The sequence below is a fragment of the Rhodococcus sp. IEGM 1306 genome, from assembly GCF_036541985.1.
Taxonomy (GTDB): domain Bacteria; phylum Actinomycetota; class Actinomycetes; order Mycobacteriales; family Mycobacteriaceae; genus Rhodococcus_F; species Rhodococcus_F qingshengii.
Window position 1 is genome coordinate 62,127 of record NZ_JAZHFF010000001.1, and the last position, 15,414, is coordinate 77,540.

At 61.6% G+C, this 15,414-nt stretch carries 18 protein-coding genes; 13 read left to right on the plus strand and 5 right to left on the minus strand.

Annotation, left to right across the window (positions count from 1 at the left end; all coding sequences use genetic code 11):
- Nucleotides 1-13 precede the first annotated feature (13 nt).
- Nucleotides 14-334 (minus strand): GYD domain-containing protein, encoded by a 321-nt coding sequence (locus V3587_RS00320; protein ID WP_007729728.1) that lies wholly within the window; start codon nt 332-334, stop codon nt 14-16.
- Nucleotides 335-415: 81 nt separating this feature from the next.
- Between V3587_RS00320 and V3587_RS00325 the strand changes: the two genes are divergently transcribed.
- From V3587_RS00325 to V3587_RS00340, 4 genes are all read left to right on the plus strand, one after another.
- On the plus strand, nt 416-598 hold the full coding sequence (locus tag V3587_RS00325) for a hypothetical protein (RefSeq protein ID WP_003940600.1): 183 nt from the start codon (nt 416-418) through the stop codon (nt 596-598).
- A gap of 44 nt (nt 599-642) precedes the next feature.
- The gene (locus V3587_RS00330; RefSeq protein WP_058226655.1) at nt 643-1,458 is read left to right on the plus strand and encodes a DUF72 domain-containing protein; all 816 of its coding nucleotides are present in this window, start codon (nt 643-645) and stop codon (nt 1,456-1,458) included.
- 70 nt (nt 1,459-1,528) lie between these two features.
- Complete coding sequence (locus V3587_RS00335; RefSeq protein WP_030536492.1) at nt 1,529-2,038, plus strand: hypothetical protein; 510 nt, start codon at nt 1,529-1,531, stop codon at nt 2,036-2,038.
- A gap of 33 nt (nt 2,039-2,071) precedes the next feature.
- Entirely contained in the window at nt 2,072-2,527 is a 456-nt protein-coding gene (locus tag V3587_RS00340) for a PPOX class F420-dependent oxidoreductase (protein ID WP_030536493.1), read from the plus strand.
- A gap of 2 nt (nt 2,528-2,529) precedes the next feature.
- Here V3587_RS00340 and V3587_RS00345 read toward each other — a convergent pair whose 3' ends face one another.
- A complete protein-coding gene (locus V3587_RS00345) occupies nt 2,530-2,973 on the minus strand; it encodes a winged helix-turn-helix transcriptional regulator (RefSeq protein WP_064687803.1) in 444 nt (147 codons plus the stop codon).
- A gap of 117 nt (nt 2,974-3,090) precedes the next feature.
- Between V3587_RS00345 and V3587_RS00350 the strand changes: the two genes are divergently transcribed.
- The gene (locus V3587_RS00350; RefSeq protein WP_019745591.1) at nt 3,091-3,495 is read left to right on the plus strand and encodes a PaaI family thioesterase; all 405 of its coding nucleotides are present in this window, start codon (nt 3,091-3,093) and stop codon (nt 3,493-3,495) included.
- A gap of 1 nt (nt 3,496) precedes the next feature.
- Here the strand turns inward: V3587_RS00350 and V3587_RS00355 are convergent, their stop codons facing one another.
- Nucleotides 3,497-4,012 (minus strand): MarR family winged helix-turn-helix transcriptional regulator, encoded by a 516-nt coding sequence (locus tag V3587_RS00355; protein ID WP_003940222.1) that lies wholly within the window; start codon nt 4,010-4,012, stop codon nt 3,497-3,499.
- 58 nt (nt 4,013-4,070) lie between these two features.
- On the opposite strand from V3587_RS00355, the gene V3587_RS00360 reads away from it, so the two are divergent.
- Nucleotides 4,071-5,504, plus strand: coding sequence for an FUSC family protein (locus tag V3587_RS00360; RefSeq protein ID WP_050656045.1), 1,434 nt, complete (start codon nt 4,071-4,073; stop codon nt 5,502-5,504).
- 75 nt (nt 5,505-5,579) lie between these two features.
- Nucleotides 5,580-6,179: a TetR/AcrR family transcriptional regulator gene (locus V3587_RS00365; protein WP_030536496.1), complete on the plus strand. Its 600-nt coding sequence runs from the start codon at nt 5,580-5,582 to the stop codon at nt 6,177-6,179.
- Between the two features lie 21 nt (nt 6,180-6,200).
- Here the strand turns inward: V3587_RS00365 and V3587_RS00370 are convergent, their stop codons facing one another.
- The gene (locus V3587_RS00370) at nt 6,201-6,641 is read right to left on the minus strand and encodes a VOC family protein (RefSeq protein WP_007729713.1); all 441 of its coding nucleotides are present in this window, start codon (nt 6,639-6,641) and stop codon (nt 6,201-6,203) included.
- A gap of 174 nt (nt 6,642-6,815) precedes the next feature.
- Between V3587_RS00370 and V3587_RS00375 the strand changes: the two genes are divergently transcribed.
- Nucleotides 6,816-7,979, plus strand: a complete 1,164-nt coding sequence (locus V3587_RS00375) for an alpha/beta hydrolase family protein (protein WP_218679949.1) — start codon at nt 6,816-6,818, stop codon at nt 7,977-7,979.
- A 62-nt stretch (nt 7,980-8,041) separates the two neighbouring features.
- On the opposite strand, the gene V3587_RS00380 is transcribed toward V3587_RS00375, so the two are convergent.
- On the minus strand, nt 8,042-8,773 hold the full coding sequence (locus V3587_RS00380; protein ID WP_050656043.1) for a TetR/AcrR family transcriptional regulator: 732 nt from the start codon (nt 8,771-8,773) through the stop codon (nt 8,042-8,044).
- A gap of 146 nt (nt 8,774-8,919) precedes the next feature.
- Here V3587_RS00380 and V3587_RS00385 point away from each other — a divergent pair, with 146 nt between their 5' ends.
- The 5 genes from V3587_RS00385 to V3587_RS00405 are packed head-to-tail and all read left to right on the plus strand — an operon-like array spanning nt 8,920 to nt 15,400.
- A complete protein-coding gene (locus V3587_RS00385; RefSeq protein ID WP_050656042.1) occupies nt 8,920-9,942 on the plus strand; it encodes an ABC transporter substrate-binding protein in 1,023 nt (340 codons plus the stop codon).
- The gene (locus V3587_RS00390; RefSeq protein ID WP_050656041.1) at nt 9,939-11,501 is read left to right on the plus strand and encodes a multicopper oxidase family protein; all 1,563 of its coding nucleotides are present in this window, start codon (nt 9,939-9,941) and stop codon (nt 11,499-11,501) included. The genes V3587_RS00385 and V3587_RS00390 overlap by 4 nt, the downstream gene beginning before the upstream one ends.
- A gap of 10 nt (nt 11,502-11,511) precedes the next feature.
- The gene (locus tag V3587_RS00395; protein ID WP_050656040.1) at nt 11,512-11,859 is read left to right on the plus strand and encodes a cupredoxin domain-containing protein; all 348 of its coding nucleotides are present in this window, start codon (nt 11,512-11,514) and stop codon (nt 11,857-11,859) included.
- A complete protein-coding gene (locus V3587_RS00400) occupies nt 11,856-13,670 on the plus strand; it encodes an ABC transporter ATP-binding protein (RefSeq protein ID WP_283375990.1) in 1,815 nt (604 codons plus the stop codon). The genes V3587_RS00395 and V3587_RS00400 overlap by 4 nt, the downstream gene beginning before the upstream one ends.
- Nucleotides 13,667-15,400, plus strand: a complete 1,734-nt coding sequence (locus tag V3587_RS00405) for an ABC transporter ATP-binding protein (protein WP_283375991.1) — start codon at nt 13,667-13,669, stop codon at nt 15,398-15,400. The genes V3587_RS00400 and V3587_RS00405 overlap by 4 nt, the downstream gene beginning before the upstream one ends.
- The last annotated feature ends 14 nt before the right edge of the window (nt 15,401-15,414 follow it).

Sequence of the window (15,414 nt, forward strand, 5' to 3'; positions counted from 1 at the left end):
ATTCCTTCCGTCGTCATTTGCCCGGCGCGCGGTAGTCGGTCGGTCGCTTGACTGCCTCGTCGATCTGCTCCGGCGTGAGCAGTGTGATCGACTCCGAGCGTGCTGCACCTGCCGCAGCCGTGCGAATGCTCAATGCGGCTGCCGCGACGTCGTCCGGCAGGTTGCCGATCACGAACATGTCGTGACCGCCCAGTGCGAAGTGGCAGGATTCGACAGTGCCACCGATGCTTTCGACCATTCGCGTTATCGCGTCGCGCCGCGCAGTGCCTCCCTCCTGCTGCAGACCGGCGGCGCCGGAGGGTGAGTACGTCACTTGCCAGAGGTATTTCGGCATTTCCACTCCTAGCTCGGGATGGGTACTTCGATCGTGTACCCGTAGGGCGCTCGGTGGCAATGGGTAGGGGACAATCACGGCATGGTTGGAACTCCGGTGATCGTGACTATCGTGTCCGTGTGTGTAGGTTTTGTGATCTTCATGCTCGCTGCCAGTGGTGCACGCGGAAAGTGGGACCGTCGCCTCGTGATCGCGTTGTTCATCGGTGCGGTGGTGTGCCTGACCGTCGTACCGGTATCCGTCGCGCTCAGCGCCGGAGTTTGAAACACGGAGTGCCAAAACGCTCGAGTGCCGCTTAGTCTGAATCGATGGCAGATATTCGGGTAGGTATCTCCGGGTGGACGTATCCCGCGTGGCGCGGAGATTTCTATCCGAAAGGTCTTGCTCACCGCAAAGAATTGTCTTATGCCGCAGAGAGATTGACGTCGATTGAGATCAACGGCTCGTTCTACGCGCTGCAGAAGCCGGAAAGCTACACCAAATGGCGCAGCGAAACTCCCGAAGATTTTGTGTTCGCGATCAAGGGCGGCCGGTACATCACACACATGAAACGGCTGCTCGACGCCCGTGACGGACTCGCCAACTTCTTTGCCGCCGGAACGCTCGCCCTCGGCCCCAAGCTCGGGCCGATTCTGTGGCAACTACCTCCGACGCTGCAGTTCGAATCGCAGCGATTGGCCGACTTCTTCGACGGTCTTCCCCGTACCACGCAGGCTGCAGCCGATCTGGCAGCACAGCACGACGACAAACTCACCGAAGACCGAGTGTTCGCCCAGACCGAGAGGGACGTGCCGATTCGCTACGCGGTGGAAGCGCGGCACGCCAGCTTCGAGACCGACGAAGCCGTGGACCTGATGCGCGAGCACTCCATCGGTTTTGTCGTCGCAGACACAGCCGGCAGGTATCCCCGCATCACCACTCCTACTACCGATTTTGTCTATGTGCGGATGCACGGGGACAAGGAACTGTATGCGAGTGGGTACACCGACGAAGCTCTGGACAAGTGGTCCAAGCGCTTTCGGGATTGGATGGACGAGGGCCTCGACGTGTACGTCTACTTCGACAACGACATGAAAGGCTTTGCGCCGCACAACGCAATGTCCTTGTTGGAGCGGCTGCGCTGACGGATCGCCTGGCCTGTCGGTGGGATGTGGAAGGCTTCCGCATGAACACGAGGACCGAGGAGATACCACGATGACGCCAGAACAGCGGACGCCAGAACAGAGCTGGCCGACGCATTGGCCGAAGGTCGCCCGTGACATCGCCGATGCCACGGCCGACGCACTCGCCGCGGTGCGGGCGGCAAATCGTGACGGACTACTCGTGGCTGTCGAGGAACTGCGCGGGCTCTCTTTCGAGCAGGTCAGCTCGGTTCACGCGGCGATCGTGCGCGAATTGCTCGAGGACACGCATCCGGACGGCTTGTCCAGCGAGGACGTGCAGGATGCGCTCACCGCCTGCGCCAAGTCCACGATCGTGTGGCTGCCGGATCTGGACGTGCAGGCGCTCGCTGCGGTCTACACCGGGGCGCTCGGGATCTCGGATCTGGAAGACGATTCGTTCCGTATCGGGCACGGCGCGTACCTGCGTTCGGCGGTTCTGGTCATCGGGAGTTTGTCGACCGGAGTGAAGAAAGCTCAGAGCGCGTACATCATTCGTGCAATCGGCGAAATCGCACGTGCTCAGACCATCGAGATGCCCTGAGCGTCAGTTCGTAAATCGAATTAGGCTGAGGTCATGTCCAAGATCGCCAGCGCAGATCGTGTGTCGTTTGCCGAGCTCCTCGAATTCGTCAGGCCGCGCCATCGGGCCACGTTCGTCACGGTGAAGAAATCCGGCGAGTTGCAGATCTCTCCGGTGACGTGCGGGGTCGACGACGAGGGTCGGATCGTCATCTCCACGTACCCGGAACGGGCCAAGGCCGCGAATGTCCGCCGCACCCCGGCGGTGTCTCTGTGTATCCACTCCGACGAGTGGAACGGCCCGTACGTCCAGGTGAACGGAACCGCGGAGTTGATCGACCTCCCGGACTCGGTGGAACCGTTGGTCGACTACTACCGATCCATCGCCGGTGATCATCCCGACTGGGACGAGTACCGCGAAGCCATGCGCAAGCAGGGTAAGAGCCTGATCCGCGTCACCGTCGACTCCTGGGGTCCGATCGCAACAGGCGGGTTTCCGCCCGGACGCTGACGCTATCGAGCAGGCGGCGAGAGTTCGACTACATGCGCGTCTTTGGCGGCCAGCGGCTCTTTGCAGTGCGCGCACACAACTTGGGCGTGCAGGATCTCACCGCAACGGTGTTCGACGACGGTTGGCGGTGGACCCGTCGTCGCAAAGGCGTCCCCCCATTCCATGAGCGCCATCAGAATGGGATAGAGCGCCTTCCCTGATTCGGTGGCGACGTATTCGTAGCGCGGTGGATGGTCTTCGTAGCGTCGCTTCGTGAGGACGTCGGCGTCGACAAGGGTGCGTAGACGCGCGGCGAGGATGTCGCGGCTGGCTCCCGTGCCCGCGGCGATCTCGTCGAACCGTCGTTGCCCGAGGACGATTTCTCGGAGCACCAACAGTGACCACTTCTCGCCGACGACCTCCAAGGCGTTGGCGATGGAGCAGTTGCGTCCTTTTGTCGCCGTCATCTCTGGGCCCCTGTTAGTTGGAAATGTTAGTTGGGAATTCCAACTTAGCACTTGACGGCATGTATTCGAGGGCGGAAGGTAGGTCGAGAAATCCAACGGAGCAGATGAGGGGTCGTCATGACGGAATTGAATCTCGAGGCAGCAAGCGGATTCGTCAGCGCTGCCGGATTGCAACTGGACGAGGTGTCCGGCACGAAGGTTGTCGGGCACATCGATCTGTCCGAGGCACACCACACTCCGTGGGGCGTTGTCCACGGCGGCGTTTACACGACTGCCGTCGAGTCGGCCGCGAGCATCGGGGCGAGTACCGCAGTGGCGGACCGTGGCGAATTTGCCGTCGGAGTGCACAACGGAACGGATTTCCTGCGGGCGCGTACGGGTGGGCGCGTGGACGTCGTGGCTGTGCCGATACAGCAGGGACGCGTTCAGCAGTTGTGGTCGGTGGTCATCACCGATCCGGAATCGGGGAAAGAGGTGGCGCGCGGTCAGGTGCGCTTGCAGAACGTGCCGCTGCCGAAGTAGGTCAGTCCCAGATCCCCGAGTCGATGTTGAGTGAGATGCGTTTGAGCAGTGCCGTCAGTTGGGCACGTTCGTCCTCGTCGAGTCCGGTGAGTACTTGACGGTCTCGCTCGACGCGTCGGGGAAACTCTGCCTCGACCAATGCGCGACCGGCATCGGTGAGTTGAAGCAGAACCACTCGTCCGTCGTGTTCGAAGCGCTGACGCTCGACAAAGCCCAGCTTGGCCAGGCGGTCTGCGTGTTTTGTGGTGGCGGCGCCGCTGACCATCGTGACGGCGGTGACTTCGCTCGCCCGCAGGGGACGGTCACTGCGAGCGAGTGCACTCATCACGTCGAATTCGGCGCGAGAGACCCCGCTGGACGCCAGTGCGCGGTCGAGCTGGTGAAGAGACTGCGCGTTGATGCGGGCGATCCGGCCCATCACTTCGACGGGGGCGGTGTCGAACTCCGGGTAGGCGCGCTTCCATTCGCGACGGACTTTGTCGATGAAGTCGTCTTCGGATCTGTTCGCCGCGCCCATGGCCCCATCTTAGCGACAGATTTCACATTACTTCACAAGTAATTTACTAGTGAAATAAATGTATGCTGGGTGGGTGAGCCGAACCGAAACCGCAGCCAGGACGCCCAGCCGTCTCACTCATTCGAGTGAAGCCATTGCACATACCGTCTCCGGGGCGACGTGGCGAGCGGCTTTTCGCGTCGGATCTGCCGACGCGACCATCGCCCCCGCGATCAGGGTCGGGCTCGCCACCGCCGTAGTCCTCGTGGTCGGCGGACTGCTCGGGCATCGGGAATTGGCCGGCTTCGCGGCCTTGGGTGCGCTGTGCGCCGCGTTCGGCAGGTACGAGCCGTATCCACGGTTGGCCGGCAAGCTGGCAATGGTGGGTGCTGCACTGGTGGTTTCGATTGCCTTCGGCGGCGCCATGGGTGTCGCGGGCGTTCCGATGTGGTTGCAGATCGGCATCCTCTCTTTGCTTGCGGGTGCGTCGTACTGCTTCATGTCGGGCTTCCGGATCACCGGACCAGGGCCCGTCATCCTCGTCTTCGCGGCGACCGGTGCAGCCGGATATGCCTCCAGCGTTGATGATTTGGCGCGGTTGGTCACTGCCGGTGCGCTCGGAGTTCTGGTCGGTTGGGCGGCCGCGATGCTCCCAGCGCTCGTACTGCCGATGGGACCTGCCCGCCTGGCAGTTGCCCGTGCAGTCTCTGCGGTGGGGCGTCTCGAACAGTCCGGAGCAGGCGGAGTGGAACCGGCGCTCGGATCGATTGCCAACGCCCGCTTGGTTATTGCGTCGAGTGGCCGGATCAAGTCGACCGTCGATCACGGACGCGAACTGGTGGCGGTGCTCGACGAAGCGGAAGCGGCAGTTCAGGAGTGGCAGTTGCACGGCGACGCCACCCTGATTCGCAGCATTGCTCGGCACGAGAAGGAGCTTCGGAAGCTCAAGCGTTCCAGCATGATCGAACACGATCTCGCACCGGCAAAGAACCTGGCCGCGCCCGAAGGCTATTTTCTCGAAGGATTGAATCGGCTGTATTCGCGCCCGGTGCGGATGAATGCTCTCCGCATCGTGGCAGCGTCGGCTCTGGCCGGTTGGCTCGCGGCGGGAGCCGGGTTGGAGCATCCGCTCTGGGCGTCGATGGGTGCCATCGCCGCGATGCAGGGGCTGAACTACAAGCAGACCGTCCAGCGTGGGATTCAGCGGTTGGTGGGAAATGTCGGTGGCGCCGTCGTCGCTGCTGCTCTCATCGCATTGACGCTCGGCTACTGGCAAGCGGTTGCCGTGGTCGTGATTCTGCAGACTGCTGCTGAGCTGCTCGTGATCAAGAACTATGCACTGACATCACTGGCCGTCACCCCGATGGCACTGCTCCTCATCGGTTTCAGTGCTCCGATCGGGACCGAAGCGGCAGTGGCTCGCGTCGCGGACACTCTCATCGGCGTGGTGATCGGAGTTGTCGTCGCCGCTGTGACGATCAGTCGATCGGATCGCCACCACGTCACCGTGTAACCGGTTCTGCCGTGTTTCCGGTACTGCCGTGTTTCCGGTACTGCTGTGTTTCCGGTACTGCGTAGGCTCCTGCAGGTGGAGGACAGCACGCCGGTCGACGGCCGGAAACTGCGTTACCAGCATCGCCGTGCCGAATTGCTCGAGCAGGTAACCGCGTACGTCACGGCGAACGGCGTCGGTGAACTGTCCATGCGGCCATTGGCCAAGGATCTGGGGATCAGTCATGCGACACTCATCCATCATTTCGGTTCGAAGGAACAACTGCTCACTGAAGTAGTTGCCACCCTGCGAGACAGCTCTTCTCTCGACATCTCTTCCGGGACCGACATCGTCGAGATGTTGACGAGTTACTGGAATGGGCGCACATCAGCGGAATCGTTGCCGAACTTTCGCTTGATGTTCGAGATCTACGGACAGGCGTTGTTGCATCCGGAGCGGTATCGCGAGTTTCTCGACCATGTGGTGGGGGACTGGTTGGGTGGTTTGGCGGAAGCTGCGCTCGCGCACGGATGTCCACCCGATCGCGCTGATCGCTACGCGACGATCGTGTTGGCGCAGATTCGCGGGTTGACGCTCGATCTGGTGACCACCGGTGACCGCGTCAGAATCGACGCGGCGTTCGCCGAATTCGCGGCCGCGATGGGCGCTCTGGCCAGCTCCTGGAAGGCGATCTGACGCTCCGAATGCCGTGACGCTTCAGGCGATCTGCTCGAACAGGGACACGATGATCCCTTCAGGCCCCCGGACGTAGGCCATGCGCACGCTGTTCTCGTACTCGCCGATCCCGCCGATGAGTCCGTAACCGTCCGCAGCCACCGCGTCGACCGCAACCTGGAGATCGCCCACCTCGAAAGACACGTTGCGTATCCCGATCTCGTTGGCCATCGGAGCGGGCGATCCGGGTACGTGCTCGGGCGTGACGAAGGACGAGAGCTCGAGCCGTGATCCTTCGCCCGGCGGGCGCAGCATGGCGATTTCGCACTTGGCTCCAGGGATACCGCAGACGGTTTCCACGAACTCACCCTCCACGGATCCGGTGCCCTCCACCTCGAGACCCAGACCGACGAAGAATGCCGTCGCTGATTCGAGGTCCGCGACGGTGATGCCAATGTGGTCGAAACGCTGTACGTGTGCCATGGACACATCCTCCTACTGTTTTTTCGTGCGGTTCGATGCTAGGTCGGAGTTGGGGCCGGAATCTCGACATATACGTTTCACGAAGCTGCAAGATTTTGCTTGACCGATCGGTTAAACAAAATCTACGATAACGTCCAACGAGGTCGCCCACCGCACGAACCGGAGTCGTCAGACGTGAAATTCCAGTCGAAGTTGTTTGCCCGCATATCCATCGCAGCCCTCTGTGCTGCAACGATCGGCTCCGCCGTTGCTGCGCCCATCGCGTCCGCACAGGCACCGAGCGCGTCGCAAGCCACCGGCACTGTGGTGTCGAGTGAGCCGCTACCGAAAGATCTGTGGATTCCGGGTACCGCCGATGCCAAGCGATTCACGTACTGGACCATCGGTTCCAACGGCGGGCCTGCGCTGAGCAGTGGCGCGTACTACGTCCCGGCCGGCCCGGCACCGGAAGGTGGTTGGCCCGTCATCGCGTGGGCGCACGGCACCACGGGACTCGACGATTCCTGTGCCCCTTCGCTGGTCGGGCCTGGCCTGCCCGAGCGCGACTACCCCTACCTGGGGCGTTGGCTCTCCGAGGGCTACGTCGTAGTCGCCACCGACTACGTCGGTCTGGGAACACCGGGGCTGATGCCGTATCTCGACGGAAAGGTGGAGGCGCACAGCGTCGTCGACTCGGTCAAGGCTGCTCGGGTGATCGACCCCACCATCTCGAATCGGTGGGCAGTGGTCGGACAGTCGCAGGGCGGCGGAGCGGCCATCACGACGGCGCGCTACGCCACTGAATACGGTGGGGATTCTCTCGACTATCGCGGCGGGGTGGGTACCGGAGTGCCGGCCAACATCGAGTTGACCCTCCTGCCTGCCGGTCCGGGCTTCCCTCCCATCGCCCTCGGCGGCGGATTGACGTCGTACGCGCTCTACATCCTCGCGGGCTTGCGGGAAGCGCACCCCGAGATCGACTTGAATTCCTACCTGAACGACTTGGGAAGGGAAAAGGTCGACTCGGCCGAAAAGCTCTGCGCCGCAGACCTGGACGAGGCTTCCAGGGATCTGGTCCTCGGTGACATCTTTTCCCGCCCGCTCAGTCAGATCCCGAACTTCCAGGGTCTGCTGAACGATTACATGGGTGTACCGACCAGTGGATACGATCGCCCCATCTTCATCGGCCAGGGCTTGCTCGACGTGGATGTCCCTGCACCGTCTGCACTTTCGCTGGTTGCAGCGTTGGTCGCCAACGGTGAACCGGTCACGTTCAAGACCTACAACACCGATCACAGCGGCGCTTTGGTCGAATCACAGGCTGACACGATTCCGTTCGTCGCGAACCTGTTCCGTTAGACATATCGAGAATCCAACTCATCCGAGGGTTGCTGTCGCACAACTGCGACAGCGACCCTCGGTCATTTCTGTGACTCCTTGATTGCGTTCAGCCGCGCCTCGAGGCCGTCGAGGACGCGGTCGAGTGTGTAGCGATAGTGTTCTGCCCGTGTTGCTTCCGCAGCATCCGGTGGACCGGCGAACTTCCCGATCAGTGTCTCCATCGATGAACGAGGATCTGAGGGTCCGTCGTTACTCAGTCGTTCCAGCATCGCGCTGTGATCGGGTGAGGGCTGTCCGCTGGGAATGCGCCTGGCGTCGTTCATGGCGATCAGTGTGATTGTCGAGGTGAAGGCGACGGTGTAAGCCTGAGCGGCTTCTTCCCCGAACCCGGCGTCGATCAGCGATGCCAATCCTGCCTCCATGAGTTCCCGGCTGCGCTGGGTGGCAACTCCGTTCATCAGCAGCCACTGCGCCGCACCTGGACACTCGATCAATGCCTCTCGCATCTGCAAGAGCAGATGTGTCAGCCATTGACGCCAATCTTCTTGTGCGGATGGAACGTTCACGGACGACACCGCACTGTCGACCACCGCAGCCGAGAGTGCGTCCCGATCTCCGACGAGTCGATAGACGACGGAGAACGACGTATCGAGTTCGCCGAGCAGCTGCCGCAGCGACCAGCCCTCGACTCCGTGCTCGCGACTGAGCCCGAACGCCACGGTCACCACTGCGTCCGCAGTGATCCCGGTGTTGTAACTCCGGCGGCGCTCTGATGTCGCGGCGGACTTCTTGTCAGGTGATGGCGCAGTCATGGTCCGACCGAGCTTAGCGGCGTCGGATCGGTGTGCGTAGTCGACGCAAGCGATTGACGGATGAACTTAGGTGAGGTTTACTTGCCAAATCCGAGCAGTGCTCGGATTTATGCGAACCCCACGATTTTTCGAAGCTGAAGGACACCATGAAGTTGAAAACGCGACCCGGCTACCTATCGAGGCTGGGTGCTTCGCTGCTGGTCAGTGTCGTTGCCCTGACTGCGGCCGCCTGTAGCTCGAGTGAGGCGGGACCGACGACGGAACCTGCCGAGGGAACGCGTGTTGTGTCCCATGAATTCGGTGAGACGTCGGTTCCGGGCGACCTCGGGCGAATTGTTTCCCTCGACGAATACGCCGCACTCGGTCTCCTTGCCGTCGGCATCACCCCTGACGTGGTCTTCACGTCGTGGGGATCGGAGATCGGCCAGGACATCTTGGCGTCAGCTGGTACCGAGGTGGTCACGGTGCCGCCGCTCGGTGCACCCCCGATCGAGCAGGTACTCGCACAGGATCCCGGACTGGTCATCTTCACGTCGATGGGCGATCGGAGCTACTACGACTCCCTTGCGTCGACCGTCCCCACAGTGCCGGTCCCGGCCGTCACCACTCCGTGGCGTGAGAATCTTGCCTTCTTCGGACGCGCTTTTGATCGTCAGTCGGTTGCCGACAAGCTGACTGTCGCTTTGGAGGGCAAGATCGCTGACGTCTCTGCTCGGTCCGGTGGTGAAGCGAACACCGTGTCGGTGCTGATGAGCAGTTCTGGAATCCTTGCCACCACCACCGAGCAGGCGCCGCCGTCCTTGTTGTTGGCGGAGAGCGGCTTCGGGCGTCCGGAATCCCAGCGATCGAATGCCGCTGGAGGACTGCCGTATGCGCCCCTGTCCGACGAGGCGATCCCGGCGCAGGATGCTCGGATCGTGGCCGTGTTCGACGAGGGCGTGTACGAGTTCGGCAAGGTTGCCGGTGTTCCCGGGTTCTCGAGTCTTTCAGCGGTGCAGGAGAACCGAGTGGCCAAGGTCAACGGAGACATGTGGCTCGCCACTCATCCCTTCGCCACTTTCTGGATGATCGAGGACATGGATGCCATGGCTGCCGGCAATCTGACCGGCACCGGAACCGAAGCTGTTGCCGCGACGCGCTATCAGGAATTCACGGCGCTGACGGCATGAGTTCGAGTGCGTTGAGTCGGCGCCTGGCTCTGCGATGGGGAGCGGTGACGCTCGGCTCTGCGGCTGTGGGTTCTGCGGCTTTGGGTTCTGTGGCATTGAGTGCGTGCAGCCGTGGCTCGGCGAACGAATCCAGTTCTGAGATTTCACCGTTCGACGACGAAGTTCGTGCTGCCGAACAGGCGAGATTTCATAGCGGGCGCACAGTCGAACGGAATCTGACAGCTGCACCGGCTCGGGTGAGTCTGGGCGCCAGAGAGGTCGACACATGGTCGTACGGTGCGGAAGCAGTTGGCCCGGAGCTTCGAATCTCCAAGGGAGACCGGCTCAACGTTCTTTTGCAGAACGACCTTCCGACGGAGACCTCGGTGCACTGGCACGGCATTGCGATCCGCAACGACATGGACGGCGTCCCGCCGGTCACCCAGGAACGAATCCAACCAGGTGCCGAGTTCACCTACGACTTCGTGGCCCCGGATCACGGAACATATTGGTACCACTCCCATTCAGGATTGCAGGCCGATCGAGGGTTATTCGGTGCACTCGTGGTCGAGGACCCGAACGACCGGACCGGAGCCGACGAGGACGTCGTCATCGTGATCGACGACTGGCTCGACGGGCTGGGAACAACCCCGGATGCAGTGCTTCGCGCATTGTCACCGGACGTGCAGGGAGGACACCACGGGCACGGCGGAGCTCCACCGGAAGTCGATGATGCAGAGATTGATTCTGCCGCAGAACTTCTCGCCAGCGGTCACGGCAATTCCGAGGCGCTCGGTGGAATGGCAACGCACATCACGTATCCACTGCACCTGATCAACGGACGGCCTGTGGAAGATCCCTTCGTCGTCAGTGCGACGGCCGGAACTCGGCTTCGATTGCGGGTGATCAATGCCGGGGCGGAGACTCCGTACCGTTTCTCGGTCGCCGGGCACGAGATGACCGTTGTCAGTGCTGACGGGCAGGACGTTGCCTACACAGCCGGAGACGAGATTCTGATCGCACCCGCGCAGCGATACGACGTATTGGTGACGGTGCAGTCCGGCTCGTGGCCCATCGCCGCGAAGGTGGAAGGGAAGTCAGGTGGCGTCGCGTGCCTGCTTCGGACGCCGGATTCGGTAGCGGTCGTCGACCTGACTTCGCCTGCAGTGCTGTCAGGTTCCGGCGGTCGGCTCGTTCTGGAATCGGAGCTTCGCCCGTCAGGAGCGCTGGAGCAGAGGGCACCGGATCGTGCGTATTCGGTGGATCTCATTCAGGCCGGCGATCGATACCTCTGGGGAATGGCGGGCGCCGATGCCGGTCGGTTGAGAATGAAGCAGGGCGAGCGAATACGAATCGTCATGAACAACGACACCGACATGTGGCACCCGATGCACACCCATGGGCACACGTTCTCGGTTCCCTCCTACGGCGGGCTTCGCCGAGACACTGTGATCGTACTTCCGCGTACACAAATGGCGATCGACTTCGACGCCGACAATCCAGGACGGTGGATGTTTCACTGTCACAACGCGTACCACTTCGAGGCCGGGATGACTGCCGACCTCCACTACGTTCGATGAGGAGAGCAGAATGTCAGTTCGCACCGGATTGACCACATTGATCGCTGTTGCAGTGGTATTCACACTGACGTCGTGCGGCAACGATTCGACGGGATCTACCGAGCAAGCGCCGGTCGAGATCTCGGTGAAAAACCTTGCGTACACACCGAACTCCGTCACCGTGCACACAGGACAGACCGTCACGTGGATTTTCGAGGACCAGGGAATGCCGCACGATGTCGTGTTCGCCGAGTTGGGGATCAAGAGCGATCTCCAAGGAAGCGGAACCTACAGTCAGACCTTCGACAAAGCCGGAACGTTCACCTACACGTGCACACCACATCCGAACATGACCGGCACGATCATCGTCGAAGAGTGAGTGCGGCAATGAAAGTGAACGAGGCCGCAGCCCCGGAAGACTCGCCTGGACTCGTCGACCGCGACGCTTTGGGCAGGATGATCGCGCCGGTGAGAAATCAACTCCTCCTAGGGGCGGGTCTGTCGGCACTGTCGGTGCCGTTGCGATTCCTGCCCTACGTTGCGGTGGTCGAGATCGCGCGGGTGCTCCTGACCGACTCGTCGTTGAACCTGGTCTGGCTGTGGGCCGCAATCGGTGCAGCGGGCACAATTCTCGGTTTTGTCGTCTACAACGCAGCGCTGACCGTGTGCCACACCGCCGACGCGCATTTCAAATACTCGATCCGCTCGCGTATCGCTCGGCATCTGTCCCGAGTTCCTCTGGGGTGGTTTGCAAATGGTGGCACCGGTGAAGTGAAGCAGGCGATGACGGACGACGTGAAGCGGATGCATCTTCTCGTCGCTCACCTTCCCGCCGACGTGGTGCCCGCGATCTTGTCGCCGATAGTGGCCCTGATCTATCTGGTGGCGATGGACTGGAAGTTCAGCCTGGTCCTGGTCGGCTACATCGGAGTGTGTCTCGCTCTCGCCGCGCCGTCGATGCGCAGAGCCTATCGAACGAACGTCGACTCCTGGAATCTTGCAATGTCGACATTGACCTCTGCGACAGTAGAACTGGGCGACGGTATCGAGGTTGTCAAGACGTACGGGAGTGGGAGTCGCGCATTCGCGCGCTACTCGAGCGCTGTCGATTCGATGGTTGCGGTGTGCGTGCGATGGATGTCGGGGATGGGAAGGCCGGTGGTCGCGATGTCGATCCTCCTCTCACCGGCGGTACTCATCGTGGTCATCACGGCGACGGGAACTGCAATGTTGTCCGGGGGTTGGATTACCCCGGTAGCTCTTGTTGCCTTTCTGGTCGTCGGAATCGGTGTTCCGTCATCGGTTCTGCACATGGGAACGATGGCCAACCTCTACCGCGAAGGCCAACTGGGAGCGACTCACGTCGAGAGCATCCTCGGCGAACCAGAGCTGGCCGAACCTCAGGATGCAGTGCCTGCTCGCAGCACTTTGGTCGAATTCGACAGCGTCGGCTTCGAATACACCACTGGGCAGCGCGTCCTCGAGAACATCTCCTTCGAGATGCAACCGGGCGCCGTGACCGCGATCGTTGGCCCCTCCGGCTCCGGAAAGACCACTTTGGCGCGTCTACTTCCGCGGTTCTGGGACGTCACGGACGGGTCTATTCGACTGGGCGGAAGCGATTTACGAGATCAGTCCAGTCGCGAAGTCTTGAGATCGATGGCCATCGTCTTCCAAGATGTTGTGCTCCTGCGGGACAGCGTGCGCGAGAATATTCGGCTCGGTCGACCGGATGCAACGGATCTGGAAGTGGAGACAGCGGCGAGGCGGGCGCAGATTCACGACGTGATCATGCGACTGCCGGACGGGTACGACACCGAGATCGGTGGTGGTTCGGGCGGTGAGCTGTCGGGTGGGGAGAAGCAACGCCTGACGATCGCCCGCGCCATCCTTCAGAACCCGCCGATCGTCATCCTGGACGAGGCGACTTCGCAGGCCGATCCCCACAGTGAATCGGCCGTTCAACGCGCACTGGGTGAGATCAGTGCGGACGGCGGCACCCTGATGGTGATCGCTCATCGACTGCACACCGTCCGATATGCAGATCAGATACTCGTTCTCGACGCCGGACGGATCGTGGAAAAGGGTACGCACGAACAGTTGTCGGCGCTCGGCGGAACCTACGCGCGGATGTGGGCGCTCCAGAACCCCCTCGTCGAAGACATATCTCCGCGAAAGGCGCTGCAATGATTCGAGACCTGGACGAAATCCTCGGGCGCGGCAATGGGATGCGAGGTCAGATAGCAGGTTTCACGCTCGCTGGGATACTCGAGGGTGTCGTCTTTGCACTGATGATTCCGATCCTGAAAGCGGTGGTTCGCGGCGATTACGACGCCGCAGTGCCGTGGGTTGTCACGGCTGCTCTCGTGGCGGTGGCCTGTGGCGCCGTACGGTGGATCGCCGAGAATCGGGCGTACCGCATCGGAATCGAGGGTTTTGCCGGTGGAATCATGCATCGCCTCGGTGAGCACTTGGTGCAGGTTCCGCTCGGGTGGTTCAGCAAGGCAAACCGTGGAGCGTTCACTCGCCTGGTCACCGAGGGCACGGCTATCTTGATGAGCATCCCGGGAATGATCATCGCGCAACTCGTCACCGTCACGGTGACTCCAGCGACAGTGGCGATCGCTGTGTTGTTTGTGGACTGGCGACTGTCTCTCGCGATGGTCGTCTTCGTTCCACTGGGGATTCGGGCTTACCGCAACGTGCAGCGTGTGGTTGTTCCCGAATACGAGGCGATCGGCAAGAGCGAATCCGAGTTGGCATCGCGCGTCGTCGAATATGCACAGGCGCAGCAAGTTCTACGTTCGGCCGGTAAGAGCGGCGAAGGCTGGACTCGGTTGGACGAAGCTCTTGTGTCCAACCGGGACGCACACCTGCAGGAAATCGGATCGGTCGACAAGTATCTGCTGCGCTTCATGATCGTCGTTCAGGTTGCCTTTCTCACCGTCCTGGTTCTGGCGGCACTGCTGGTCACCACCGGGTTCATCGACACAGCAAGCGTGATCGTTGTTCTCGTGTTGGCCGTGAGGTTCGTGGAGCCGATGCAGATGCTCGCAGGATTCGGTGAAGGTATCTCACTGGCCCGGGTGTCGCTCGGATCTGTCCGAGAGATGATCGATGTACCGGTGCTGGCGGAACCTGAGGTGCCGAAAGAGCCTACTTCGTATGATATTCGGTTCGATTCGGTCTCCTTCGGCTACGGCCCGGATCGCGTGATTCGTAACGTGAGCCTCGAATTCCCGGATTGCTCGGTCACTGCTCTGGTCGGTCCTTCCGGTTCCGGAAAGACAACTCTGGTTCGGCTGATCTCCAGATTCTGGGACGTCGACGAAGGTGCGGTATCCATCGGGGGAGCCGATGTTCGCGACATCGGAACGAGAGCATTGATGTCTCGGATATCGACTGTCTCACAGCAGGTTTACCTGTTCGACGGAACCATCCTGGAGAACGTTCGGTTGGCGAGACCGGATGCCACCGAGTCGGAGGTCCGTCAAGCAGTGGTGGATTCCAGGCTAGGCGAAGTGATCGACCGTTTGCCGAGCGGTGAGGAGACCAGGGTAGGTGAAGGCGGATCACTGCTGTCCGGCGGTGAACGTCAGCGGGTCTCGATTGCGCGGGCATTCCTCAAGGACACTCCGATTGTTCTTCTCGATGAAGCGACTTCAGCCCTCGACGGAGAGAACGAAGTCGCCATCACCGAGGCAATTCACCGATTGGCCCGTGGTCGAACGGTGGTGATCATCGCTCATCGCCTGTCGACTATTGAGGGAGCAGATCGCATCGTCTACCTCGAAGACGGTGGGGTGGAGGAGGTCGGTTCCCACGAAGACCTGATCGCGCGAGGTGGAAAGTACTCGGATCTGTGGGCCGAGCGCAGTGGCGCGGAGGGATGGAGGATCGACCGAGCGCTCGAGCCATGAGCAAACCGTGTGGT